The sequence below is a fragment of the Anaeromyxobacter sp. genome (assembly GCA_016718565.1).
GTDB lineage: Bacteria > Myxococcota > Myxococcia > Myxococcales > Anaeromyxobacteraceae > JADKCZ01.
In genome coordinates this window covers 713600-739391 of sequence record JADKCZ010000001.1, presented here as the reverse complement: position 1 = coordinate 739391, position 25792 = coordinate 713600, and the positions used below count along the sequence as shown (strand labels likewise).

Here is a 25792-nt window from a genome sequence, read left to right as displayed (position 1 = left end):
CGCCCGGCCGCTCAGGCGCAGCGCAGGTGCTCGGCCAGGCCCCGGTCGCCGCCGGCCCGCCAGGCCTCCAGCGCCTCGTCGGCCGGGGTGCGGCGGCTCTCGGCGCGGGCGCGCAGCGGGGCCAGGTACTTGCGCTCGTCCTCGCCCCGGTCACCGCAGGCGTTCTGGCGGCACAGGCCGCCCTCGGCGGCGTCGAGCAGGGTGCCGGCCAGGGCGCCGAGCGTGCGGCCGTCCGGCAGGCGCCCGCGCAGCCCCTCGCGACCGGCCGTCACCATCAGGGCCCGCCGCTCCGGCACGCCCAGGCGCTTCACCGCGTCCCAGGCCCAGTCGCGCGCCTGCTGGTCGTAGAGCAGCCCCTTCCACAGGGCCAGCAGCGCGCGGGTCATGGGCGCGTCGCAGGCGTCGGTGGCGCGCACCTCCACCACCCCCTTGACCCGCACCTCCGGGAAGAGCGTGGAGAGGTGGTCCTCCCAGTCGAGCAGGGTGGGCCGCTGGCCGTGCAGCCCCTCGGCCAGGAAGCGCCGGAAGGTGGCGCCGCCGGTCTCGAGGTAGGCGCCGTCGCGCCTGAGGAACACCATGGGCACGTCGAGGGCCCACTCGGCGTAGGCCCGGTAGGCCCGCTCCTCGAAGCCGGGCTCGAAGGCGAAGGCCAGCAGCCCCGAGCGCGCCGGGTCGACCTCCTCCCAGACCGCCACCCGGTAGCACTGCCAGCCCGAGTCGCGCCCGTTCACCACCGGCGAGTTGGCGAAGAGCGCCGTCACCGCCGGCTGCGCCGCCAGCGACACCCGGAGCTTCTCGGCCATGTCGCGCTCGGAGGCGAAGTCGAAGGAGGCCTGGGTGGACCCCGTCATGGCCATCATGTCCTCGGCCAGCCGGCCGCGGGCGCGCAGGAAGGGGCGCATCACCTGGTACCGGTTCTTGGGCATCCACGGCACCGTGGACGGCGTGCCCCAGGGCCGGTACCCGGTGGCCAGCAGCTCCAGGCCGAGCGGCCCGGCCACCTCGCGGCACTTCTCCAGGTGGCGATCGAGCTCGGCCGCCACCGCGTGCACGTCGGCGAAGGGGCGGCCGGAGAGCTCCACCTGCCCGCCCGGCTCCAGCGACACCGTCAGGCCGCTGCGCTGCGAGGCGATGATCCGGCCGTCCTCCAGGAAGGGCTCGTAGCCGAAGCGCGAGAACCCCTCCAGCGCCGCGGCGATGCCGGCCGGGCCGAGGTAGGGCACCGGCTCGAGCGTGCCGGCCCTGAGCGGGATCTTCTCGTGCTCCAGCCCGACCTTCCAGTCCTGGCGCGGCCGCTCCCGCTCGCGGAACCAGGCGACCAGCTCGGCGTCCCCGGCCACCGGCGGGCTCTCGTGGACCTTGGCGTCGAGCGACATGTGGCCTAGCGCCTCCCGGCCGGCGCGGCGGGCGACGGCGACGGGGTGGCGGCGGGCCGCGCGGCCAGGGCGCCCGGGGCGGGCGCGGCCGGCAGCAGCAGGTCCTCGAGGAAGAAGGCGGCCAGCTCGGCGCGGCCGGCCAGGCCCGCCTTGCGGTAGACGGCCAGCGCCTGCTGGCGCACCGTCCGCTCGCTGGTGGAGCGCACCTCGGCCGCCTCCTTGAGCGAGAGCCCCTTGAGCAGCAGCAGCCCCACCTCGCGCTCGGCCGGCGAGAGCGCCCAGCGCTCGAACTGCCGGTCGATGTCCTCGCCCAGGCCGCGCAGGTGCTCCTGCGACTCGGCCCGGTAGCGCTCCACGTCGCCGCTGAGCCGCTCGGCGTCGGCGCGGGCCAGCACCAGGTGGGCGCTCAGCGCCCGGTTGGAGCGGCGCGCCGAGAGGAGCTGCCACCAGAGCGCCAGCGCCCCGCCGCCGGCGATGGCCACGGTGACCAGCTCCAGCCCCACGTGGAAGAGGGTGGCGCCGGTGTCCCGGTCGAGGTGGACGTCCAGGCCGACCAGCAGCGCCACCAGCCCCATGAACAGGGCGGGGGCCACGCCCGGCTCGGGCGCCAGGTCTCCGGACCCCAGGCCCGCCAGGCCTGGCTCGGCGTCGGCCACGACCTCGGGACCCTCGGCCTCCGGCCCCTTTTCCTGCGTGATCGTCACCGCGTCGCCTCCGGGAGGCGGGAACCTACATCCCCCCTTCCCCCGGCGTCCACCACCCCCTGGGGCCTCGCTGGAGATCCGGTCGGCGGGGCGCGGGGCATGAAGCGGCGCCTTCGCTTGTTTTCGATGGGACGCCCTCTTATCCTCGAACTTCACACCTGATTTCCCCCCCCGCAGGCCCGCTCGAGAAGGCTCCCGCATGATCCGCCCATTCCGGCTCGTCGCCACCCTCTCGGTCGCCCTGGCGCTGGTCCTCGGCGTGGCGGTCCGCTTCGTGCGGGCCGACTCCGCCGCCCACGGCGCGGCGCAGGCCGCGGCGCCCGCGCCGCGCCCCGCCCCTGCGGTGCTGGCCTCGGCCGGGCCGGCCGGGCTGCCCGACGGCGCCCTGGCCCTCAAGACCGCCCCGGGCGCCGCCAGGGGCCAGCCGGGCGACGAGGACTACCGCCTCGACCGGCTCCCCATCCTGGGCCGCGTCATCCACCACGTCTACCACTCGTACGTGGACCCCACCCGCATCGACCCCAAGGCCATGGTGGTCTCGGCGCTCGACTCGGTGGAGCGGACGGTGGCCGAGGTGATGGTGCAGGGCGACGACAAGAGCGCCGCCCTCTCGGTGACGGTGGGCGCCGCGCAGAAGGAGTTCCCCCTCAAGGACGTGGACACCATCTGGAAGGCGCGGGTGCTGCTGGGCGAGGTGATGGGCTTCGTGCAGGAGCACCTGGTGGCCCACCAGGACCTGCGCGAGATCGAGTACGCCGCCGCCAACGGCATGCTCAACACCCTGGATCCGCACTCGGTGCTGCTCGAGCCGAAGTACTTCAAGGAGATGAAGCTGCAGACCCGCGGGGAGTTCGGCGGGCTGGGGTTCGTCATCGCCATGCGCGACGGCAACCTCACGGTGGTGAAGATCCTGAAGGGCACCCCCGCCCAGCGGGCCGGCCTCAAGGCCAAGGACGTCATCGCCAAGATCGGCGAGCAGTCCACCGTCAACATGGACCTGCAGGACGCGGTGGACCGGCTGCGCGGCAAGCCGGGCACCAGCGTGGCCATCACGGTGCACCGCGGCGCCTGGCCCGAGCCCAAGCGCATGAGCCTGCAGCGCGAGACCATCAACGTGGAGACCGTGCCCCAGGCCAAGCTGCTCGACGGCGGGGTGGGCTACCTGCGCCTCTCGCAGTTCTCGCGCAACGGCACGCGCGACCTCACCCGGGTCATCAACCAGCAGCGGCTCCAGGCCGGCGGCAGCCTCAAGGGGCTGATCCTGGACCTGCGCGGCAACCCGGGCGGCCTGCTGGAGGAGGCCATCGACCTCTCCGACCTGTTCCTGGCCGAGGGCGTCATCGTCAAGACGGTGGGCGACGGGGCCCAGCGCATCCGCGAGCTCAAGGAGGCCACCACCGACCGCGACGACCTGACCGCCCTGCCGCTGGTGGTGCTGGTCAACAACGGCTCGGCCTCGGCCAGCGAGATCGTGGCCGGCGCCCTCAAGAACAACGGGCGGGCCCTCATCGTGGGCCGCCAGACCTTCGGCAAGGGGTCGGTCCAGTCGCTCTTCGACTTCACCGAGCCGGGCCGCCCCACCGAGGAGGCCGCCCTCAAGCTCACCATCGCCCAGTACCTCACCCCGGGTGACGTCTCCATCCAGGAGGTGGGCATCACGCCCGACGTGGCGCTGCTGCCGGGCCGGGCCCTGAAGGACCAGATCAACGTCTTCGCCCCGCCGCGCTCCATGGGCGAGGCCGACCTGGACCGCCACCTCACCAACCCCGGCGCCAAGGAGAAGGACGCCGCCGCCGCGGCCGCCGCCGCCAAGAAGCAGCGGGCCGAGAAGCCGGCGCTGGAGCTGCGCTACCTGCTCGAGGAGAGCGAGGACGGCGTGGCCAAGGCGCTCAAGCGCGAGGCCGCCCAGGGGCACGCCGACGAGGACGCCATCTCGGCCGAGCAGGCCGAGGACGAGGCCATCGACGCCGACCCGGACCAGGTGAAGGAGGACTACCAGATCCGCTTCTCCCGCGAGCTGCTGCTGCGGGCCCCCTTCAACGACCGGGCCCGGCTGCTCAAGGAGGCCGCGGCGCTCGTGGAGGAGAAGCAGGCCGAGCAGGAGAAGAAGCTGGAGGCCCGCCTGGCCCAGCTCGGGCTCGACTGGTCGGCTGGCCCGGCCAGGCCGACCGGCGCGCCGCGCGGCGTGGTGACCGTGACCCCGGCCGCCGGCCGCCCGGCCCGCGCCGGCGAGACCATGGCCTGGACCGTGACGGTGGAGAACCGCGGCGACGCCCCCTTCCGCCGCCTGCGCGCCTGGTCCACCTCCGACAAGAACGGCCTGCTGGACCGCCGCGAGTTCGTCTTCGGCCAGGTGCGCCCGGGCGAGAAGCGCGCCTGGACCGTGCCGGTCAAGCTGCCGCGCAGCATGGACAGCCGCCGCGACGAGGTGGTGCTGCACTTCGACGAGGCCAACGACAAGGCCCCGCCCGACGTGGCCGCCGCGGTGGACGTGGTGGAGGTGCCCCGGCCGCTCTTCGCCCTCTCGGTGCAGGTGGACGACCGCAAGGGCGGCAACGGCGACGGCCTGCCGGCGCGCGGCGAGAGCTTCACCCTGCGGGTGGACGTGCGCAACGCCGGGCCCGGCGCGGCCGGCGAGAAGACCTTCGTGTCGCTCAAGAACCTGGGCGACGAGAAGCTCTTCATCAAGAAGGGGCGCGAGGTGCTGGGCGCCCTCAAGCCGGGCGAGGCCCGCGCCGCCGCCATGGAGGTGGAGCTGAAGCACGGGTCCAAGCTGGAGACGCTGCCCATCCGGCTGCAGGTCTTCGACGAGAAGACCGGCGAGTTCACCTCGCAGAAGCTGGAGCTGCAGGTGGCCCCGGCGGCCGAGCGGGTGGCCGAGGAGCAGGGCGCGGTGCGGGTCGAGGCGGCCGAGGCCCGGGTGCGCGGCGGCGCCGCGGCCGGCGCCCCGGTGGTGGCCTCCGCCCGCAAGGGCGCGGTGCTGCCCACCACCGGCGCGCTGCCCGGCTGGCGGCGCGTCGAGTGGGCCAAGGGTCGCTTCGGCTTCGTGGCCGCGGCCGAGGTGGTGGCGGCCAGGGGGCCGCGCGGCGGCGCCGTGGCCGAGGCCTGGCAGCGCGAGCCCCCGCGCATCACCCTCAGCCCGGATCCGGGCAAGGGCGCCCCGGTGGTGGAGGCCGAGACCTTCCGGCTCACCGGCAGCGCCATGGTGCCGGCCTCGGCCGACCCCGACGCCCGGCTGCGCGACGTCTACGTCTTCGTCAACGAGGAGAAGGCCTTCTTCAAGGTGGTGCCCGAGGGCACCGCGCCCGACGCCCGGCTCGACTTCACCGCCGACCTGCCGCTCAAGCCGGGCCTCAACCTGGTGACGGTCTTCGCGCGCGAGGACGAGGAGTTCCAGGGCCGGCGCAGCTTCTCCATCTTCCGCAAGCCGCCGGCGGCGGTGGCCGAGACCACCCCCGCGGCGCGGCCCGCCACCCGCACCCCCTGACGATCCGGGCGGGCCCACCCCGCCCCCGGCCCCACCCCGGCCCGGCGGCCGCCCACGCGGCGGTCCCCGGGCCGGGTGCTTTTTCGCCCCCTGGCCCGTTCTCCGCTACCCTCTCCGGCGAATGGCCGAGGTGAGATCGACCGAGGCCGGCGCCACCGCCGGCGCCGGGACCAGGACCGGTGCGGGCTTCGAGCTTCGGCTCGAGCGCGGCGGCGTGCACGTGCGCCTGCCGCAGGCCGCGGCCGTCGGCGGGGTCATGGTGGTGGCGCTCGACCTCCAGATCCCCGACGTCACGCTGCCCATCGACGTGGGCGCCGGCCCCGGCCAGTTCCAGAGCCGGCTCTGCGAGCTCCACCGCCTCGAGGTGGCGCTCGGCCCCGAGGTGGTGGCCGAGGCCGCGGCTCGCCTGGACCTGGCCGCCCTGGGGCTGGGCTCGCTGACCGTGGCGCTGCGCGACGGCTTCGCCGAGGTGGGCGGGCGCCTGGCCGCCGGGCCGGCCTTCGCGCTCCGGCTCGGGCTGGTGGCCGGCTTCGAGCGCGGCGTGGTGGTGGTGCCCTACGCGCCGCGCCTCTTCGGCCCGGCCCCGCTGCCGGCCGCGCTGCTGCCACACCTGGCGCTGCGGGCGCTGGCCGCCATGGGGCTGCCGGCCGACCCCTTGCCGGCGCTGCTGCGCCGCCTGCTGGTGGCGCGCGGCTGGAAGGTGCCGGCCGAGGGATCCACCCGGCTGGCCCTGGCGGCGATCGGCCCGGCCGGCGTGCGGCTGGCCTGGGACCGCGACCCGCCCGACCCGGCCGCCCGGCCCGCCGACCCCGACCTGCTGGCGGCCGTGGAGGGCGCCCGCGCCTTCGAGGCCGCCGAGGCGCACCTGGCCGCGGGCGACCTCGGCGCCGCACGCGACGCCTACCTGGCCGCCCCCGCCACCGAGCACCCCTTCGCGGCCGACCGGCTCCTCTCGCTGCTCTGCCTGGAGGAGCGCTTCCACGACGAGGCGCTCGACCTGGCCGGCGGCTGGCTGGCGCGGCGCCCCGGCTTCGCCCCGGCGCTCTCGGCCGAGGCCTGGGTCCGCTCGGCCCGCGGCGAGGGCGACCGGGCGGCGCTGGCGCTGGCGCGCCTGGCCGAGGAGGCGGTGGCCGCCGGCGAGCGGCTGGCCGCGGTGGGCGCCGCCGAGGCCGCCCTGGCCCAGCCCGGCGCCGGGCGGGAGGCCCGCGCGCGCGCCGTGGACGCGGCGCTGGCGGTGCAGCGCGACCACCTGCCGGCCCTGCGGGCGCTGCGCCAGCTGGCCATGGAGGACGGCGACAAGGGCGCCCACGTGCGGGCGGTGAGGCGGCTGCTGGCCTACGCCCCCGCCGACGCCGAGAAGGCGCGGGCCCACGCCGAGCTCGGCGAGCTGCTGCTGGAGCGCGACCCGCCCGCGGCCCGCCTGCACCTCGACCGGGCGCTGCGCCTGGCGCCGGACGACGCCGAGTCGCTCGCCACGCTGGCCCACGCCTGCGCCGCCGCCGGCGACCACCTGCGGGCGGTGCGGGCCATCGACCGCCTGCGGGCGCTCCGGCTGGCGGCCGGCGACCCGGAGGGCTCGGCCCGGCTGGCCCTGCAGGCCGGCGCGCTCTGGGAGCACCGCCTCGGCCACCTGGAGAACGCCGCCCTCTGCTACCGCGACGCCGCCGGGCTGGGCGGGCCGGCCGCCGCCGAGGCCCTGGCCGGCGCGGCCCGCTGCGCCGGGCTGCTGGGGCGCTGGATCGACGCCGCCGACCACCACGCCGCGGCCCTCTCGCTGCTCGATCGCGCCGCGCCGGGGGCCGCCCAGGCGGCGCGGGCCCACCACCTGGCGCTGGCCGAGGTGGCCGAGCGCCACCTCGACGACCCGGCCGGCGCCGCCACCCACCTGGAGGCCGCGCTGGCCGGCGCGCCGGCCGACGCCGCCCAGCTGGAGCGCCTGGCCGCGCTCTACCTCCGCCTGGACCGGCCGGTGGAGCGCTCGGCCGCGCTCGACCGGCTGGCCCCGCTGGCCGCCACCGACGCCGGGCGCGCCGCCCTGCTGGCCGAGTCGGCCGCGCTGCTGCTGCGGGCGCCGGACCGGGCCGAGGCGGCGCAGGCCCGCTTCACCGCAGCGCTGGGCCACGACCCCGCCAACCGCGCCGCGCTGGCCGGGCTGGCGGCGGTGGCCTCCCTGCGTGGCGACGCGCCCTCCGAGCGCGAGGCCCTGACCCGCCTGCTGGGGTTCGCCGCGGCCGGCGAGGAGGAGGCGGCCCTGCGCGACCGGCTGGCCAGCGCCTGCGAGCGGGCCGGCGACCTGGCCGGCGCCGCCCGCGCCGTGGCCGCCGCCCGCCGCGCCGCGCCCACCCTGGGCCGCCTGGCCGCCGAGGTGGCGCTGGTGCGTCGGGCCGACGACCGCCCCGCCCTGGCGGGGCTGCTCGACGAGCAGGCCCGCGCCGCCGTGGCCGCCGGCGACGTGGCCGGCGCCGCCGCGGCCTGGCGCGAGCGCTCCGAGCTCCTCTCCGACGGCGACCCCGCCCTGGCCCTGGCCTCGCTGGCCGAGGCGCGCGCCCTCCTGCCCGGCGATCCCGGCCTGCTGCGCCGCGAGGTGGCGCTGGCCACCCGGGCCGGGGAGCCGGCCGTGGCCCTGGGCGCGCTGCGGGCGCTGCTGGCCGGCCGGCCCGACGACGCCCCGGAGCTGGACCTGGCGGCGGCGCGCGCCGCCGTGGCGGCCGGGCTGCCGGCCGAGGCCCGCCCCCACGCCGAGCGGGCCCTGGCCGCCGACGCCCCCGGCGCGCTGCCGCTCCTGCTCGACGTCCTGACCCGCTGCGGCGACGACGCCGGCCGGGCCGCCGCGCTCTCGCGCATGGGGCACCACCAGGAGGCCGCCGCCCTGTTCGAGCAGGTGGGCGACCTGGCCGGGGCCGAGGCGGCCTGGCGCCGGGCCTCCGGCCAGCCGGCCTGGGCAGCCCTCGCGCTGCGGGCCCTGGTGCGCCTGCGGGCCAAGGCCGGCGACGCCGCCGGCGCCGCGGCCGCCCTGCTCGACGCCGCGCGCCTCGCCGGCGGGAGGGAGGGGGCCGAGCTGGCCCTGCGCGCCTACACGCTGGCCGGGCACGACGAGGCCCTCGAGGCGGCCGTGTGGGCCGATCCAACCTTCGCCCCGGCCCGGGCCGAGCGGGCCCGCCGCGCCGCCGCGCGGCCCGGCGCCGACCCGGCCGCGGCGCTGGCCGACGCCGAGGCCGCGCTGGCCGGCGAGCCCCTGGAGCCCGCCGAGCGCCCGGCCCTGCTGGCGCTCTCGGCCCGGCTGGCGGCGGCCGCGGGTGACCGCGAGCTGGCCCGGCGGCGGCTGGCCGCCTTCTGCCAGCTGGGCCAGCCGGCCGACGAGGACCTGGCGGCGCTCTGCGACCTGCAGCGGGCGGCGGGCGACGCCGACGGCCTGATGAGCGCCCTGGAGAAGCGGCTGGCCACCGCTCCCCTGGCGGAGGCGGTGGCGCTGCGCCTGGAGCTGGCCCCGCTGCTGGCGGAGCACGGCCGCGACCTGGAGGCCGTGGGCCGCTGGCGCGAGGTGCTCAGCCTGGACCGCGCGCAGCTGCCGGCCCTGCGCGCCCTGCTGGCGCCGGACCGGGCCGCCGTGCTGCACGAGGGCGAGGAGACGGCCCTCACCACCCTGCTGGCGCGCCACCCCGACGCCGGCGACCTGGAGCGGGCCGCCGCCTGGGCCGGCCTGGCGGCCAGCCGCCTGGCCGGCGGCGACGCGGCCGGCGGAGCCGCCGCGACGGCCGAGGCCGAGCGGCTGCGCGGCGAGGACGACGACGGGCTGGAGCGGCGCGCCGCGGCCGCCGCCCGCGCCGGGGATGGCCCCGCCGCCGCCACCCTGCTGCTGCGCCGGGCCCGCCGCGGCCTGGGCCGCGGCGAGGCCGGCGACGCGACGCGCCTGGTGGACGCCGGGCTGGCCGCGCTGGAGGCGGGGCTGGTCGCCGAGGGTGAGGCCGCGCTGCGCCAGGCCCTGGCGCTCCACCCCGAGCCGGAGGCGGCCTGCGCCGCGCTGGGCGCGCTGGCCGGGCTGGCCCAGGCCGCCGGCGACGAGGCCGCCGAGGCCGCCGCGCTGGCCCCGCTGGTCCCGCTCCTGCCCACCGGCCAGCGGCCCGGCCGGCTGGTGCGGCTCTCCGCCCTGCGCGCCGCCGCCGGCGACGCCGCCGGGGCCCTGGCCGCCGCCGAGGAGGCCCGCACGCTGGCGCCGCGCGATCTGGCCGCCGTCCGCCAGGCCCGGGCCGCCGCCGACGGGGCCGGTGAGCGCCGCCGGGTGGCCGACCTGCTGGCCGAGGAGGCCGCGCTCGACGAGCCCCGGGCCGGGCCGCTGCTGCTCGACCGGGCCCGCCTGCTGGTCCGGCTGGGCGACGCGGCGGCGGCCGACCAGGCCTTCGACGAGGCCCTGCGGCTGCTGCGCCCGGACCTGGCGCTCTCGGTGGAGCAGGCCCGCCTGCGCCGCGCCGCCCTGCCCGACCGCAGCGCCGCCGCGCCGGTGGAGGCCTGCGCCCGCCGCTGCGAGGATCCGGCCCTGGCCGCGCGCGCCTCGCTCACGGCCGCGGCGCTGGCGCTGCAGGAGGCCGACCGCGCCGCCGCCCTGCGCTGCGCCCGGCGGGCCTTCGCCCGGCGCCGCGACTCGCCGGCCGAGGCCGGCCCGCTCCTGGCCCGCCTGCTCTACGAGGGCGGCGCCTTCGCCGAGGCGCTGGTGCTGCACCGCGCGCTCTTCGCCGGCGGCTTCGTGGGGTTCGACGACGCCGACGTGGTGGCGCTCTGCCGGCAGCTCGGCGAGCTGGCCGCCGAGGCCGGCGAGCTGGAGCTGGCCCTGGGCGCGCTCGACCGGCTGCTGGCGCTGCGCCCGCAGGAGGCCGAGGCGGCGCTGGCCCGGCTGGCCCTCGACCCCGACCGGCGACGGGCCGCCGAGGCGCTGGCCGAGGTGGCGGGCCACGTCCGCTCGGCGGCCACGCGGGTGGAGCTGCTGGCGCGCGCCGGCGAGGTGGCGCTGGCCGAGGCGCGCGACCGCCACCTGGGCGACCGCCTCTTCCGCGAGGCGCGCACCGAGGCCGCCCTGCTGCCGGCGCTCGGGGCCTCCCTGGCCCGCCGGCGCGCCGCCGCGGTGCGGGCCGGCGAGCTCGGCCCCGAGGCGCTGCTGGGCGCGCTGCACGAGGCGGCCGAGGCGGCGCGGCTGGCCGGCGACGGCGCCGCGCAGCGGGCGCTGCTGGAGGAGGCGGCCGAGGAGGCCGGCCGGCGCGGGATGTGGCGCTCGGCGGCCGCCGACCTGGCGGCGCTGGAGGGCCTGCTGGCGGCCGCGGGCGACCAGGCCGGGGCGGCGGAGCGGGCCCGCCAGGCCGGCGAGCGGCTGTCCGAGGCGGGCGACCTGGCCGGCGCCGCCGAGGCGCTGGGGCGGGCCGCCCGGCGGGCCCCGTCCGACGACGGCCTGCTGCGCCGCCTGGCCGAGGTGTCGCGGGCGCGGGGGCTCGACGGGGGCGAGGACTGCTGCCGCGCGCTGGCCGCGCTGGCCGGGCGGGCCGCGCACGGCCAGGCCCGCGCCGCGGCGCTGCGCCAGCTGGCGGAGGCCGAGGCCACGCTGCTGCCCGACGACGTGTGCGCCGAGGCCTCGCTGCGGGAGGCGCTGGCGGAGGTGCCCGGCGACCCCTTGGCCGAGGCGGCCCTGCTGGAGCTGCTGACGCGCAACGGGCGGGGCGGCGACCGGGCGCGGCTCCTGCTCGAGCAGGCCCGCCGCGAGGCCGCGCCGGCGGCGCGGCGGGCGCGGCGCGAGGAGGCGGCCGCGCTCCTGGCGGGGTCCTTCGACTCCGACGACCGCACCCTGGCCGCCGAGGCGCTGCGGGCGGTGGCGCAGGAGGCCCCCGACGACCTCCTGGCCGCGCGGGCCGCGTCCGACGCCCTGCTGGCGCTGGGGCGGCGCGAGGAGGCCACCCCGCTCCTGGCCGCGCTGGTGCGCGCCGATCCCGACGACGAGGCCGCCGCGGCGGCCCTGGCGCTGGCCTACGCCGACCGGCACCGCGACCGGGCCGAGCTGTTCCTGGCGCGGGCCGCGCGGGCCAGCGGCCTGCCGCGGGCGGCCCGCCTCCGCGAGGCGGCCCAGGCCCTGCTGGCGGCGCACGACCCGGTGCGGGCGCGCCAGGTGCTGGTCCAGGCCTTCGACGCCTGGCCGGGCGACGACGAGGCCTTCGGCGCGGCCGTCTCGCTGGCGGACGACGACGTGGAGCGGCTCGACGCGGTGCTCTCGGCCCGCGCCGGCGCCGTGCCCGCCGAGGCGGCCGGCTGCCACCGGGCCCGCGCCGACCTGCTCTTCGCGGTGGGGCGCCTGGAGCGCGCCGCCGCCGCCTACCAGGCGGCGCTGGCCCTCGACGGCGAGGACCCGGCGGCGCTGGCCACCCTGGCGTCCTGCCAGGCCAGCGTGCACGGGGTGGCCGCGGCGAGGGAGACCGACCGACGCCTCTGCCTGCTGGCGGCGGCCCGGCCCGGCCTGGTGCCCGCCAGCCTGGAGGGCGAGGCGCGCTACCGGCTGGCGCTGGGGGCCGACGCCGAGGGGCCGGTGGGCGCCGAGGTCGAGGACCTGGAGCGGGCGCTCTGGCTGGCGCCGGAGGATCCGCGCGCCGACCAGGCCTTCGCCGCCCTGGTCGAGGCGCAGCTCAGGCTGGGCGCGCCGCTGGCGGCGCTGGCGGCGGCCCGGGCGAGGGCCGAGCGGGCGCTGGCGCTGGGCGACGAGGTGGCCGAGCGGGCCGCGCTGGAGGCCGGCGTGGCGCTGGCGGCCACGGTGGGCGAACGCGGGCCCGACGCGGCCGCCTTGCTCGACGCGCTGGTGGGGCGGCGCGCCGACGCCGGCGAGCCGCTGGAGGCGCTGGTCCCGCTGGCGGTCCGCGCGGCCGCGGCCTGGCGGGCGCTGGGCGACCAGGGGCGCGCCCGGGCCGTGCTCGAGCTGGTGGGCATCGCCCCGCGGCCGCTGCTCGAGTCCGTGCCCACGCCGCCGCCCGGGACGCTGGAGGCCCTCGACCCGTCGCCCCTCGGGGCGGCCCTGGAGGCGGTCGCCGACCAGACCAGCGAGGTCGAGCTGTCCGCCGCCGAGCCGGTCGCCGAGCAGCCGGTCGAGGTCGAGCCGGTCGAGGTCGAGCCGGTCGGCGCTGAGCCGGTCGCCGACCAGACCAGCGAGGTCGAGCTGACCGCCGTCGAGCCGGTCGCCGAGCAGCCGGTCGAGGTCGAACCGGTCGGCGCTGAGCCGGTCGCCGACCAGACCAGCGAGGTCGAGCTGACCGCCATCGAGCCGGTCGCCGAGCAGCCGGCCGAGGTCGAGCCGGTCGGCGCGGAGCCGGTCGCCGACCAGACCAGCGAGGTCGAGCTGACCGCCGTCGAGCCGGTCGCCGAGCAGCCGGTCGAGGTCGAGCCGGTCGGCGCGGAGCCGGTCGCCGACCAGACCAGCGAGGTCGAGCTGTCCGCCGCCGAGCCGGTCGCCGAGCAGCCGGTCGAGGTCGAGCCGGTCGGCGCGGAGCCGGTCGCCGACCAGACCAGCGAGGTCGAGCTGAGCGCCCTGGAGGCTGACCTCGAGCAGCCGGACGCGCTCCAGCCCGTGGCCCTCGAGCCGGCCAGCGAGCAGGAGCCGCTGCCAGAGCCGGTCGCCGTGGGGCCGTCCGTGGCCGGGCCGGCCACCGAGGAGCAGCCCGCGCCCTGGGACTCCGGCGCCGAGGCGCCCGCCGAGTGGACGGCCGCGGCCGAGGCGGCCTGGTTCGAGCCGGCAGCGGAGCCGAGCCCCTCGGCGGAGCCCGTCCCGGAGGCGCCGGCCGGGGCGGCGCCTGCAGCCGGCGGGCCCTCCAGCCCCGAGCCGCTGGCCGCCCCGGAGCCCGCAGCGGACCCCGCGTCCCTCGAACAGCCATCCTTCGATCGGCCCGCCATCGACGAACCACCCGGCGATGGGCTGGTCGCCGCCGACCGTCCGGTCGACGAGCCCGCGGGCCAGGAGCCCGCGCCCCTGCTGCCGCCCGCGTCCGCACCTGCGGAGGAGGCGGCCGCCTGGCTCGCCACGGCGGAGGCGCTCCAGGCGTCCGGCGCTGCCGAGGGCGAGGTGCGGGAGGCGGTCGAGGCCGCCTGCGCCGCGGACCCGGACGGCCCTTCGCCCTGGCTGTCGCTGGCCGCCCTCGAGATGTCCGCCGGCCAGCCCCTGGCCGCCGCCCGCGCCTACCTGGCCGTCTCCATCCGCTCGGAGGGGCGCGGCGCCTCCGAGCCGGCCCTCGAGGCGGCCCGGCTCTTCGAGGAGGCGGGCCGGCACACCGAGGCCGCCCGTGCTTACCGCGCCGCCAACCTGGCCGCGCCCCGCTGCATCCCCGCCGCGCTGATCCTGGCCGAGGAGGCGCTGGCGCGCGGGGACCTGGCGGCCGCCGACGAGAACCTCCGCCTCATCGGCGAGGCCGAGCTCCCAGCCGGCGCCGTGGCGGGCTTCCGCTGCGCCAGCGCTCGTGCGGCCGCGAGCACCGGGGAGGACGGCCCGGGCGCCGAGGTGGCGTCCGCCGCCGAGCCGCCGGGCGGCGCGCGGCCTGAGGAGGAGCCGGCCGTCGAGGCGCCGGACATCGAGGTGCCGGACATCGAGGTGCCGGACATCGAGGTGCCGGCTCCGGACCTGGCGGTGGCCGCGGAGGCACCGGTCGAAGCGCACCCGGTCGAGGAGCCACGGGTCGAGGATCCACCTGCCGTGGCGCCGCTGGTCGAGGCGCTGCCCGCCGAGGCGGTGCGGACCGAGGAGCCGGCGGTCGGCCAGCAGCCGTGGCCCGCACGCCACACAACTGCGGAGTGGCCGCCAGCCCCGGAGCCATCCGAGGCGCAGCCGCCCGAGGCACAGCCATCCGAGGCGCAGCCGTCCGAGGCACAGCCGTCCGAGGCGCAGCCGTCCGAGGCACAGCCGCCCGAGGCACAGCCGTCCGAGGCGCAGCCGTCCGAGGCACAGCCGTCCGAGCCGGAGCCGTCCGAGCCGCAGCCAGCCGAGCCGGGGCCGGCCGCGGCGCGGACCACCACAGCACCCTGGGTTCCAGTCGTCGAGCCCGCCGCCCCACCGCCCGACCGCGCCGCCGAGCTGCTCGGGCAGCTCCGCGAGCACGCCGCGGCCGGCGACCGCCACTCGCTGGCCGCCCTGGTGGCGGAGGCGGAGGCCCTCCTCGAGCCCGCGGCGCTCCGGCCCTACGCCGCCTCGCTGGGGCGCGCCGAGCTCGACGCCGGCCGCCCCGAGTCGGCCTGGCGCTGGCTCTCGCGCGCCCTCCAGGACGACCCCGACGAGCTGACGGTGGCCCGCGACCTGGCCCGCGCCGCCGAGCGGACCGGCCGGCACGGCCAGGAGGTGGCGCTGGGCGCCCGCTGCGCCGACGCGCTGGCACCACACGACCCGCTGGCCGCTGCCGCCCGGCTGCGCCACCTGGCCCGCGTGGCCGACGCCAAGCTCGCCGATCCGGAGCGGGCCGCCGCGCTGCTGCTGCGGGCGCTCGAGCTGGTGCCGGACGAGGTCGCCTTCCGCCGCGAGCTCTGGTCGCTCTGGTCCCGCCACCCCGCCACGCAGCCGCAGGCGCTGGAGGCCTGGACCGAGGCCGCGCAGCGCGATCCCGCCGACGTCGCGGCGCTCGACGCCTTGACCGGCCTCTGCACCGCCCTGGCGGCCGGCGCGCCGCCGGACCTCGCGGCCCGGCTCCGGGAGCGGTCCCGGCTGGCCGCCTCGCTGGCCGCCTTCTGCGACCCGGGCCGCGCCGCCCTGCCCCTCCGCCCGGCGGCGCAGGTGCCGGACGAGGTGCGCGACCGGCTGGCCGCACCCGGCGCCGCCGGCCCGCTGGCCCGCCTGCTCCGGCTGCTGGCCCCCTACCTCGAGCCGCTGCTCCCGGCCGACCTGGCCCGGCGCGGCGCCGGTCCGGCCGTGCAGCTGGTGGCGCCGCGCGCCCCGGAGCTGCGCCAGTCGCTGGAGGCGGCCGGCCGGATCCTGGGGGCCCGCCCCTACGTCGGCTTCCTGCTCGACCGACCCGGGCTGGAGGTGGCCATCGAGAACACCCGGCCGCCGGCGCTGCTGCTGCCCGCCGGCGCCGAGTCGCTGGCCGCCCCGGAGCGGCTCTTCCTGGCCGCCCGCGCCCTGGACCTGCTCGACCGCGGCTGGGCCCTGGCCGGCAAGTTCGCCCCCAGGGACGTGGGCATCCTGCTTGAGCTGGCCTGCCGCTTCGCCGGCGGCGCGCCGCCGCCCCTCGGGCTGCCGGCGCAGCGGGCCGGCGACTTCCTCGCGGCCATGGGGCGCAGCGTGCCCCCCACGGTGGCGTCGCGCGCCAGGCTGCTCGGCCCCGCCGCGGCCGACGAGCTCGCCAACACCGACCTGGTGGCGCTCTCCACCGCCCTGCGCCGCTCCGCCGCCCGGGTGGCCCTGCTGGTGACCGGCGATCCGGGCGCCGCCCTGGGCGTGCTGCTGCACCGCGAGCCGTCGCCCGAGCCGGCCGAGCCGGCCGCCGCCCTGGACCTCCCGGACCTGCGCGACCTGGCGGTGCTGGCGCTCTCCGACCCCTTCCTCGACCTCCGGGTGTCGGTGGTAGGCTGACGCGCCGTGTCTCGCCGCCACACCCAGTCCAGCCTGCTGGTCCCGATCCTGCTCGGCCTCGCCGCCTGCACCAGCCGCCCCCCCGTGGCCGACTGCCCGGGCACCGTGGTGGCCACCTTCACCTTCGCCGCCACCCGCCTGGTCGACGACGCCGGCTGCGCCGGGGTGCTCGGCCCGCCCGCCTACACCGGCCCGGCCCCGGACCTCCTGGCGCTCTACCCGCTGGCCATCCCGGTGGCCCCCGCCACCGCCACCCTCACCGTGGCCTACGCCTCGCAGGGCCAGGCCGCCGCGCTCTGCACCGACCGGCCGGGCGCCACCCCCTTCACCGGCACCCGCGCGCCCGTCACCGCCGACGACGATCAGGTCACCGCCACCCTGGAGACCTCGGGCGCCGTGCTGGCCGCCTGCTCGGGCCTGTGCGCCGTGACGGTCCGCCAGGAGATCTCCGGCCTGCTGCGCCGCGACCCCGGCTCCGGCGCCGTCACCGGCTTCACCGGCACGCTCACCGAGACCGACACGGCCACCGCCGGCGCCGACTGCACCCCCTGCGTGGCGCCCTGCGGCGCCACCTACACCCTCGACCTCACGCCGGTGACCCCGTGAAGCCCAGCCACGCCCCCCCCGCCCGGCGGACCTCGCCGCGCCGCCCGGCCGCCAGCGCCGCCCCGGCCAGGGCGCCCCGGCCCCCGGCGCGCCGCGCCGTGGTGCTGCTCTCCGGCGGGCTCGACAGCACCACCTGCCTGGCGGTGGCGCGCGCCGAGGGCTTCGAGGCCCACGGCCTCTCGGTGGACTACGGGCAGCGCCACCGCCACGAGCTGGCCTGCGCCCGCCGCGTGGCCACGGCGCTCGGCGCCGCCAGCCACCGGGTGGTCGCGGTGGACCTGTCCTCCTTCGGCGGGTCGGCCCTCACCGACGCGGCCATCGCCGTGCCCAAGGGGCGCCTGGCCGCGGCCATGGGCGCCGACATCCCGGTCACCTACGTGCCGGCCCGCAACACCGTGATGCTGGCGCTGGCGCTGGCCCACGCCGAGGTGGCCGGCGCCGAGGCCATCTTCGTGGGCGTCAACGCGGTGGACTACTCGGGCTACCCGGACTGCCGCCCCGAGTTCCTGCGCGCCTTCGAGCGGCTGGCCAGGCTGGCCACCCGGGCCGGGGTGGACGGCCGGCCCCTGGCCATCCGGGCCCCCCTGCTGCGCCTCTCCAAGGCCGGCATCGTGCGACTTGGCACGCGGCTCGGCGTGCCCTATCACCTCACCTCCACCTGCTACGACCCCGAGCGGGGCCGGGCCTGCGGGCGCTGCGACGCCTGCCAGCTCCGCCGCATGGGGTTCGAGGAGGCTGGTGTCCCCGACCCGACGCGCTACGCGCGCCCGGTCAGAAAGAAGGCCTGATGGCGACCAAGACGATCTCTGCGGCGTTTCCCGGGAAGAAGGCGGACGTCCTGTACGTCGAAGTGGAGAAGGTGATCCGCCGGCTGGGCGAGAAGTTCGGCATCCAGTGCCAGTACGACGCCGCCCGGCGCTGCATCGTGGTGCCCGAGAAGATGGGGGTGAAGGGGCTGTGCACCGTCACCGATGGGCAGGTGAAGGTGGACCTGGAGCACGGGATGATGGGGACCCTGGTGGCCAACCAGGTGAAGTCCTACGTCGAGGAGAAGCTGGGGAAGCTGTTCACGTGAATCGGGCGGCCGCCGCGCCGTCTGTCATCCGAAGCACCACCGAGAGGGTACCGAACATGAAGAAGCTGATCATCGTCGCCGCGGTCCTGCTGGCCGGGGCGGCCTCCGCCGAAGACAAGAAGCCCGCCGCCCCCACGCCGTCGCCGGCCGCGCTCTCGCCGGAGGCGACCGAGAACGCGCTCTACGCCACCGGCCTCTCCATCTCCAAGAGCCTGGAGCCGTTCAACCTGACGGCCAAGGAGCTGGAGACGGTGGTCAAGGGCATCAAGGACGGCGTCACCGGCAAGCCCAGGTACGAGCTGGACGAGATGAAGAACAAGGCCGTGCAGCAACTGGTGCAGGGCCGCCTGGCCGTCACCGCCGAGAAGGAGAAGACCAAGGGGCTGGAGTACCTGAAGAAGGCCGCCACCGAGAAGGGCGCGGTCAAGACCGCCTCCGGCCTGGTGATCACCCACCTCAAGGAGGGCGCCGGCGCCTCGCCGTCCCCCACCGACAAGGTCAAGGTCCACTACGTGGGCACGCTCACCGGCGGCAAGGAGTTCGACAGCTCGGTGAGGCGCAACCAGCCGCTCGAGTTCAACCTGAACCAGGTGGTGCCCTGCTGGACCGAGGGCGTCGGCCTGATGAAGGTGGGCGGCAAGGCCAAGCTGGTCTGCCCCTCGGAGATCGCCTACGGCCCGCAGGGGCGCCCGCCCGCCATCCCGGGCAACGCCGTGCTGGTGTTCGAGGTGGAGCTGCTGGGGTTCGAGGCCGCCAAGCCCGCCACCCCGGCCCCGGCCCCGGCCGCGCCGGCCAAGTAGGAAGCTGGCCGCAGCGTCCTGGCGCGCCCGCGCGTCGCCCCCACGGGGCGGCCGCGGGCGCGGTCGCGTCCGGGCCTGGATCAGTCCAGCTCGACCACGATGGCGCCGGCCCGCTCGTTGAGCCGCTCCACCGCGGCGCAGATGGCCGCCAGCGGGGAGTCGCCGGTGCCGCTGGCCGACCTGGGCGCCGTGGCCCGCCGCTTGGCGGACGGCCCGGGCACGATGCGGGCGGAGGCGCGGTTGTTGATGGCGTCCGGGCTGAGGTGGACCTCCATCCCGGCGCGGTAGAGCGCCAGCAGCACCCGGCCCGTCTCGGCGGCCACCTTCTCCTCGGTGTAGGTCATCGAGCTTCCTGGGTGGCTGCGATCGCGGCGGGGCATCTCGTCCCTCGGTCGGCGCCCGGCGTGACGCCACCCGGGCCCGGGTCATCCTATCGGGGCCGGGCCACATCTCCAGTTTCCGGGCGGCGCGGCCGCGCGGTGTAGAGTCGGCGGGTGCACCCGCTCGCCGCCGCGGCCCTGGTCGCCGCCACGCTGGCCGCGCCGGGCCCGCCCTCCAGGCCCGCCACCCGCGCCGCCCCGCCCCAGGCGGCCGGGCCGGCCGCGGGCGCCCACCCGACCTGGCCCCTGGTGGACGCCGCCGCCCTCATCCCCGACGCGCTGCTCGACGTCCGCTACGCCACCACCCGCAACTTCACCGGGCGGCAGCTCTACCCGGCGGCCCGCTGCCTGCTGCTGGCGCCGGTGGCGGAGCGCCTGGCCCGGGCCGCGGCCCGCCTGCGGGAGGGCGGGCACCGCCTGGTGCTGCACGACTGCTACCGGCCCCTCTCGGTGCAGCGCCAGCTCTGGAAGGTGCTGCCCAGGCCGGGGCTGGTGGCCAACCCCGCCACCGGCTCGCACCACAACCGCGCCGCCGCCGTGGACGTGGCCCTGGCCGACCGCGACGGCCGCCGGCTGGCGCTGCCCACCGGCTACGACGAGTTCGGGCCGCGCGCCCGCGCCGGCGCCACCCAGGGCATCCCGGCGGCGGCGCTGCGGAACCGGCGCGCCCTGCGGGCCGCGCTGGAGGCCGAGGGCTTCCGCGTCAACCCGTCGGAGTGGTGGCACTTCGACGCCCCGGAGGCGCGCGGCGCGCCGCTGCTCGACGTGCCGCTCCTGGAGGCAGGCCGGTGAGCCGGGATCTGGACGATCCCCTGGAGGCCCTGGCCGGGCTGGCGCCGCGCGCCCGGCTGGCCGCCGCCGAGCGCCGCCTGCGCGGAGCGCCTGGCGGGCCGCTCGGCGCCTTCGCGCCGGTGAGCGAGCTCGACCCCGGCCCGGCGCCCCCCGCCCCGGCGGCGGGTCCGGCCGCCGGCCCGCGGCGCATCGACGGCCGGCTCCTCGAGGCCATCGCCGATCAGGCCCTGGGCGGCGCGCGCGGGGCGGTCTTCACCCCCGACGCCGAGGCCCGCATCCTGGCCGCCTTCGGGCTGGCCCACGCGGCGGCGCGGCGCGGCGGACCGCCGGCCGAGGTGGCGGTGGGGCTCCTGCTCTCCTCCCCGCCCACCCCCCAGGCCCTCCTCGCCCGCGCCCTGGACGGCCTCACCGTGCTCGATCCCGCCTGCGGCGGGGGCGCCCTGCTGGCGGCCGCCGAGCGGCTGGCCCGCGGCGCCGGCGCCCGGCTGCGGCTGCTCGGCCTGGACCTCGCGCCGCTGGCGGTGGCGGCGGCCCGCGCCCGGCTCGACCTCATGGGCGCGCGCGCCACCGTGAGCCGAGCCGACGCCCTCGGGCCGGCCTGGCCGCCCTGCGACCTGCTGCTCGCCAACCCGCCCTTCCTGCGCCACGAGGCCATCCCCCCGGCCCGCAAGGCGACGGCCACCCGGCTCACCGGCCTGTCGCGCCAGGCCGACCTGTCGGCCCACCTGGCGCTGCTGGCGCTGCGGCGCGCCCCGGTGGCGGCGCTGGTGCTGCCGCGCGCCCTCCTGACCTCGCGCTCGGCCGAGCCGCTCCTGGCCGAGGCGCGCGCCCGCGGCGGCTTCGCCCTGCGCCTCCGCTCTCGCGCCGCCGGCAGCTTCGCCGCCTCGGTGGACACCCACCTGGCGGTCTGGGTCGAGGGCGGCCCGGAGGCGCCCGCCGCCGAGGCCGGGGTGGCCCTCGCGGCGCTGGACGACCTGGAGCTCGCCGCCCTGGCGCGGGCGCTCGGGCCGTCGGGTGGGGGAGGCGGCCTCCTCCACGGCGAGGGCGGTGGGCGCGCCGCAGGTGAGGTCGCGCCCGGCGGCGGCTCCGGCGGCGGCCCCGGCGACGCCGCGCCCGCCGGCCGCGGCCGCACCCCCCGGCCCGGCGCCTCCGGCGGCCCGCCGCGCCTGAGGCTCGAGCTCCCGGCCGCCCGCCCTGGACCGCGGGCCCGCGGCGCCGCCGCCCCGGTGCGCCTCGGCGACCTCTGCCTGGTCCGCTTCGGCCTGAAGAGCGGCTGCAACGCCTACTTCCACCTGGCCCCCCTGGGCGGCGGCCGCTTCCGCTCGGCCCTGCTCGGCGAGGTGGCCCTCGAGCCCGGGGACGTGGCGCCGCTGCTGGCCGGGCTCAAGGAGGCCGACGCCCCGGAGCGGCTCCGCCCCGCCCTGGTGCTCTTCCGCCCGCGCGGCGAGCCCTCGGCGGCGGCGCGCGCCTACATCACCCTGGGTGAACGGGCGGGCCTGGCCGACCGGCCCACCTGCGCCGGGCGCTCGCCCTGGTGGCGGCTGGCGCCCGGGCGCGGCCCCGCCCCGCTGCTCTACCCGGCCAAGGTGGGCGCCCGCGCCTTCGCGGTGGTCAACCAGGCCGGCCTGCTGGAGGACAAGAAGTGGCACGCCCTCTTCCCGCACCAGGCGCCCGCCTGGCCGCTGGCGCTGGTCCTCTCGGCCACGCCGGTGCGGCTGGCCATCGACGAGGGGGCGCGCCAGCTGACCGGCGCGCAGGCCATCGCCGACGTGGACTGCCGGGTGCTGGCCGCCGCGCCGGTGCCGGCGCCGGCCGCGCTGGCGGCGCTCCAGCCGGCCCTGGCCCCGCTGCGCGCCGCGCTGGGGGGCGCGCTGGTCACCACCGACCTGGCCGCCATGCTGGCCCGGCCGGCGCAGCGCGCCCTCGACCTCGCGGTGGGGCGGGCGCTCGGGCTGTCGGCCCGCCAGGTGGAGGCGACGCGGGCCGCGCTGCTCGACCGGGTGGCGGCGCGGCTGGGGCACGCCGCCGAGGTGCGGCGGCTGGCGCGCCCGCGCTGAGCGGGCCGCGCCGGCCCGAAGGGACCGGGCACGCTTCGCGATCAGCCCGCTCGCCCCGAGCGCTGTCTCCGGATCACCCTCACCCGTTCAGCCGGCGCTCTCGCCGTCGGCCGGCGCGGCCCCGTCGTCCTCCGGCAGGTCCTCGAAGGCCCCCGGCGGCGCCTTGCGCAGGCACTCCGGGCAGGTGCCCACCAGCTCGTGGTAGTGCGACTGCAGCCGGAAGCCGTGCTTGGAGGCCACGTCGCGCTGCAGGATCTCGAAGGCCTCGAACTCGAACTCCACCACCGCGCCGCAGCCGCTGCAGAGCAGGTGGTCGTGGTGCTCGCGCCCGAAGGTGGTCTCGTAGCTCTTGGTGTCGGCCACCACGATGGCCGGCTGCAGGATGCCGGCCTCGGCCAGCAGCGGCAGCGTGCGGTAGACGGTGGCCTTGGAGCCGCGGATGCCGCGCGCCTTCAGGTCGGCGATCAGGTCCTCGATGGGGTAGTGGCCCTGCCGCGCCAGGGCCGCCTCGACGATGGCCGCGCGCGCCTCGGTGAGCCTGAGGTCCTTCTTGTGCAGGAACCGCTCGAAGCGGTCCAGCGCGGCCTTGGTCTTGGTCTCGTCGATCTGATCCATGCGACCCTGTCTCACGGGGCGGACCCTAGCGGGCGCGCCCTCGCCAAGTCAACGGCCGGACGATCTGGTCCGGATGGACGGTGGGTCCGTGGGCGGCGGCCTCGGCCGGCCTCGACCGGCCAGTCGGCGCGCCCCCCGGCCGGCCCGGTCGGCCGGTGGCCGCGCCGGGGTCTCACCGCTCGGAGCCGATCCGCCGGCGGGAGGGCATTCCGTCGCGGCCTCCCGGCCCCCTTGAGTCCCGCCCCGTCCACCGCTACACCACCCCCTTGCCCCGCCACCTGCCGCCCCGCCCCGCCGTGTCACTGGCCGCCGCCGCCCTGCTGGCCGCCCTGCTGCTCGTCGCGCCCGCCCCGGCCCGCGCCGCCCAGGCTGGCCCCTCGCCGCTCTCCGCGGTGCTCGACGACCTCCTGCTCAACGGCCCGCTCGCCGAGGCGCGCACCGGCGCCTGCGTGGTCTCGCTCGACACCGGCGCCACCCTCTACGCGCGCGACGCCGACGCCCTGCTCAACCCGGCCTCCAACGTGAAGCTCTTCACCGCCGCCGCGGTGCTGGCGCGCCTCGGGCCGGAGTTCCGCTTCGAGACCGAGCTGTCGGTGGACGCCGCCAGCGCCGGCCTGCCCGGCGGCGCCGCCCGCACCCTCTACGTGAGGGGCAAGGGCGACCCCACCCTGGTGACCGAGCGGCTCACCGCGCTGGCCGCCGACCTCTTCCACCTGGGGCTGCGCCGGGTGGGCGACCTCACGCTCGACGAGGGCTGGTTCGACGGCGTGCGGGTCGGGCCGGGCTTCGACCAGGAGACCGGCGACCGGGCCTACCTGGCGCCGGCCGGCGCGCTCTCGCTCAACTTCAACACGGTGGCCATCCACGTGGGCCCGGGCGAGCGGCCCGGCGCCGCGGCCCGCGTCGAGCTGGAGCCGGACTCCCCCTACCTGGAGCTGGTCAACCGCACCCGCACCGTCGGCCCGCGCGCGGCGCGGCGGCTCATCATCTCCTCCGACGCGCAGCCCAGCGGGCGGCAGCGCATCGTGGTGGAGGGGCGCCTGCCGGTGGGCGGCCGCACCAGCGCCACCTGGAAGCGCATCGAGGATCCGCCGCGCTACCTCGGCGAGACCCTGCGGCGGCTGCTGGAGCAGCGCGGCATCAAGGTGACCGGCCGGGTGCGGCTGGGCAGCGTGCCGGCCGACGCGCGCCTGCTGCACGTGGCCGAGTCGGAGGCCCTGGGCGAGGTGGTGCGCCGGCTGCAGAAGACCTCCAACAACTTCATGGCCGAGCAGCTGGTGAAGGCGCTCGGCGCCGCCACCGCCGGGCCGCCCGGCAGCTGGCGCAGCGGCGTGGCCGCCATCGAGGACTTCCTGGCCGAGGTGGGGCTGCCGCGGGGCGCCTACGTCATGAAGAACGGCTCCGGGCTGAACGACGCCAACCGCTTCAGCGCGCGCCAGACGGTGCAGCTCCTGGTGGCCATGGCGCGCCGCTTCCCGCTGGCCGCCGAGTACCTGGCGGCGCTGCCGGTGGCCGGGCGCGACGGCACCATCCGCGGCCGCATGGAGGGGTCGGCGGCGGCCGGGCAGCTCCGGGCCAAGACCGGCACGCTCGACGGGGTGGTGGCGCTCTCCGGCTACGTGGAGACGGCCACGCACGAGCGGCTGGCCTTCGCCCTGCTGGTGAACGACCACGGCCGGCGCAACGGCGCGGTGACCCGGGCCGTCGACCAGGTGGCCATGTCGCTGGCGGCGGGCGGGCGCGTCCCCGAGCCGCCGGCGGCCGGCGGCCACGCGGCCGGGCGGCAGCCGCCCCGCGGCGGCGCGGCGCCCCCGGCCCAGGAGCCGGCGCCCGCCGCGCTCAGCCCCTCGGCCCTCGACGCCACGCTGCGCACCTACCTCGCCATGGGGCGCAGCGGCGACCGGCGCAACGCCGCCTTCCTGCGCACCGCGGTGCAGACCGAGACCGAGCCCTCGGTGCGGCTGGCGGTGGCCGAGGCGCTCTACCGCTCCGACCCCGACTCCGGCGCTTCGCAGCGCGCCTTCATGGAGGCGGTGGGCGCGTCGCTCGGCCCGGCCTCCGGCGCCGCCCCGCTGGCCCCGGTGCTGGCCGCCGCCGAGGCCGGCGACCAGGTGCCGGTGCTGGCGGCGCTCGGCGATCTGGCCGCCGAGCCGGGCGGCGACCGGGCCGCCGAGGCGCTCTCCCGGCTGCTCGAGCTGGCCCCGCCGGCGGCCGCCCTCCCGATGGTGCAGGCGGCCCTCGGCGCCGTGCTGCAGGACCTGGCCGAGGCCATCCCCGACGAGCTGCGCGCCGCGGCCGGGGGCGCCTCCGCCCCGGTGCGGGACGCCGCCGCCGCGCTGGTGGGCCACCACCTGACCGGCCTGGCCAGCCCGGCCACCGAGGCGGCCGGGATCGGGCCGACGCCCGCGGCCGCCGCAGGGCCGGCCGCGGGGCCGGCCGCGGCGCCAGGCCCGCCGCCCGCCGCCGCGCCGCCGGCGGCGAAGCCGGGGCCCTGAGCCACCCACCGCCGCCCTGCCGCCAGCGGAGACACCAGCCATGTGCCAGCTCCTCGGCATGAACTGCAACGTGCCCACCGACGTGTGCTTCTCCTTCGAGGGCTTCTCGGCCCGCGGCGGCGCCACCGACGTGCACGTCGACGGCTGGGGCATCGCCTTCTTCGAGGGGCGCGGCTGCCGCGTCTTCCTCGATCCGGCGCCGGCCCGCGACTCGAAGGTGGCCGAGCTGGTGCGGCGCCTGCCCATCCACTCGCTCAACGTCATCGCCCACATCCGCAAGGCCACGCGGGGCGCCGTGGCCCTGGAGAACTGCCACCCCTTCCAGCGCGAGCTCTGGGGGCGCTACTGGGCCTTCGCCCACAACGGCACCCTGCAGGACTTCCACCCTGCGCTGGGCGGGCCCTACCGGCCGGTGGGCGACACCGACAGCGAGGCGGCGCTGTGCCTGCTGCTGGAGACGCTGCGGGCCCGCTTCCCGGGCGGCAGGCCCGCGCTCCCGGCGCTGCACGCGGCGCTCTCGGAGATCACGGCCGGGCTGGCGCGCCACGGGCCCTTCAACTACCTGCTCTCCGACGGGCAGCACCTCTTCGCCCACTGCTCCACCAGCCTGCACTACGTGGTGCGCCAGGCCCCCTTCGGCACGGCCCACCTGGTGGACCGCGACGTCAGCGTGGACTTCGCGGCGCTGACCGGCCCCAAGGACCGGGTGGCCGTCATCGCCACCGTGCCGCTCACCGACGACGAGCCCTGGACGTCCATCCCGCCGGGCACGCTGCTGGCCTTCGAGGACGGGGCGCCGGCGGCCCGCTCGCCCTGAGGACCGCCCTGCCCCGGG

13 protein-coding genes and 1 pseudogene are annotated in these 25792 nt (G+C 78.9%); 10 read left to right on the top strand and 4 right to left on the bottom strand.

Annotated features, from left to right (window positions below; genetic code table 11):
- Window positions 1-11: 11 nt before the first annotated feature.
- Together IPO09_03200 and IPO09_03195 are read right to left on the bottom strand one after the other, a co-directional pair.
- Window positions 12-1376, bottom strand: coding sequence for a glutamate--cysteine ligase (locus tag IPO09_03200; GenBank protein ID MBK9516359.1), 1365 nt, complete (start codon window positions 1374-1376; stop codon window positions 12-14).
- Between the two features lie 5 nt (window positions 1377-1381).
- Window positions 1382-1951, bottom strand: a complete 570-nt coding sequence (locus IPO09_03195; GenBank protein MBK9516358.1) for a LuxR family transcriptional regulator — start codon at window positions 1949-1951, stop codon at window positions 1382-1384.
- 328 nt (window positions 1952-2279) lie between these two features.
- Between IPO09_03195 and IPO09_03190 the strand changes: the two genes are divergently transcribed.
- The 6 genes from IPO09_03190 (at window position 2280) to IPO09_03165 (ending at window position 18618) form a co-directional block, all read left to right on the top strand.
- Window positions 2280-5567 carry a PDZ domain-containing protein gene (locus tag IPO09_03190; GenBank protein ID MBK9516357.1) on the top strand — a complete coding sequence of 1096 codons (3288 nt, stop codon included), beginning with the start codon at window positions 2280-2282 and terminating at the stop codon, window positions 5565-5567.
- Window positions 5568-5697: 130 nt separating this feature from the next.
- Window positions 5698-16137: a hypothetical protein gene (locus IPO09_03185; protein MBK9516356.1), complete on the top strand. Its 10440-nt coding sequence runs from the start codon at window positions 5698-5700 to the stop codon at window positions 16135-16137.
- Window positions 16138-16143: 6 nt separating this feature from the next.
- Entirely contained in the window at window positions 16144-16743 is a 600-nt protein-coding gene (locus IPO09_03180) for a hypothetical protein (GenBank protein ID MBK9516355.1), read from the top strand.
- A gap of 98 nt (window positions 16744-16841) precedes the next feature.
- Entirely contained in the window at window positions 16842-17531 is a 690-nt protein-coding gene (gene queC / locus IPO09_03175) for a 7-cyano-7-deazaguanine synthase QueC (protein ID MBK9516354.1), read from the top strand.
- Window positions 17531-17818, top strand: coding sequence for a polyhydroxyalkanoic acid system family protein (locus IPO09_03170; GenBank protein ID MBK9516353.1), 288 nt, complete (start codon window positions 17531-17533; stop codon window positions 17816-17818). The genes queC and IPO09_03170 overlap by 1 nt, the downstream gene beginning before the upstream one ends.
- Before the next feature lie 56 nt (window positions 17819-17874).
- Window positions 17875-18618: an FKBP-type peptidyl-prolyl cis-trans isomerase gene (locus IPO09_03165; GenBank protein ID MBK9516352.1), complete on the top strand. Its 744-nt coding sequence runs from the start codon at window positions 17875-17877 to the stop codon at window positions 18616-18618.
- 80 nt (window positions 18619-18698) lie between these two features.
- Here the strand turns inward: IPO09_03165 and IPO09_03160 are convergent, their stop codons facing one another.
- A complete protein-coding gene (locus IPO09_03160; GenBank protein MBK9516351.1) occupies window positions 18699-18998 on the bottom strand; it encodes a hypothetical protein in 300 nt (99 codons plus the stop codon).
- Between the two features lie 153 nt (window positions 18999-19151).
- Here IPO09_03160 and IPO09_03155 point away from each other — a divergent pair, with 153 nt between their 5' ends.
- Together IPO09_03155 and IPO09_03150 are read left to right on the top strand one after the other, a co-directional pair.
- Window positions 19152-19790 carry a D-alanyl-D-alanine dipeptidase gene (locus IPO09_03155; protein MBK9516350.1) on the top strand — a complete coding sequence of 213 codons (639 nt, stop codon included), beginning with the start codon at window positions 19152-19154 and terminating at the stop codon, window positions 19788-19790.
- Between the two features lie 179 nt (window positions 19791-19969).
- Window positions 19970-21847, top strand: a pseudogene (locus tag IPO09_03150) (type VI secretion system protein).
- Between the two features lie 87 nt (window positions 21848-21934).
- Here IPO09_03150 and IPO09_03145 read toward each other — a convergent pair.
- Entirely contained in the window at window positions 21935-22462 is a 528-nt protein-coding gene (locus tag IPO09_03145) for a transcriptional repressor (GenBank protein MBK9516349.1), read from the bottom strand.
- A gap of 266 nt (window positions 22463-22728) precedes the next feature.
- On the opposite strand from IPO09_03145, the gene dacB reads away from it, so the two are divergent.
- Both dacB and IPO09_03135 read left to right on the top strand, forming a co-directional pair.
- A complete protein-coding gene (gene dacB / locus IPO09_03140) occupies window positions 22729-24957 on the top strand; it encodes a D-alanyl-D-alanine carboxypeptidase/D-alanyl-D-alanine-endopeptidase (GenBank protein MBK9516348.1) in 2229 nt (742 codons plus the stop codon).
- 40 nt (window positions 24958-24997) lie between these two features.
- Window positions 24998-25774 carry a class II glutamine amidotransferase gene (locus IPO09_03135; protein MBK9516347.1) on the top strand — a complete coding sequence of 259 codons (777 nt, stop codon included), beginning with the start codon at window positions 24998-25000 and terminating at the stop codon, window positions 25772-25774.
- Window positions 25775-25792: the final 18 nt, after the last annotated feature.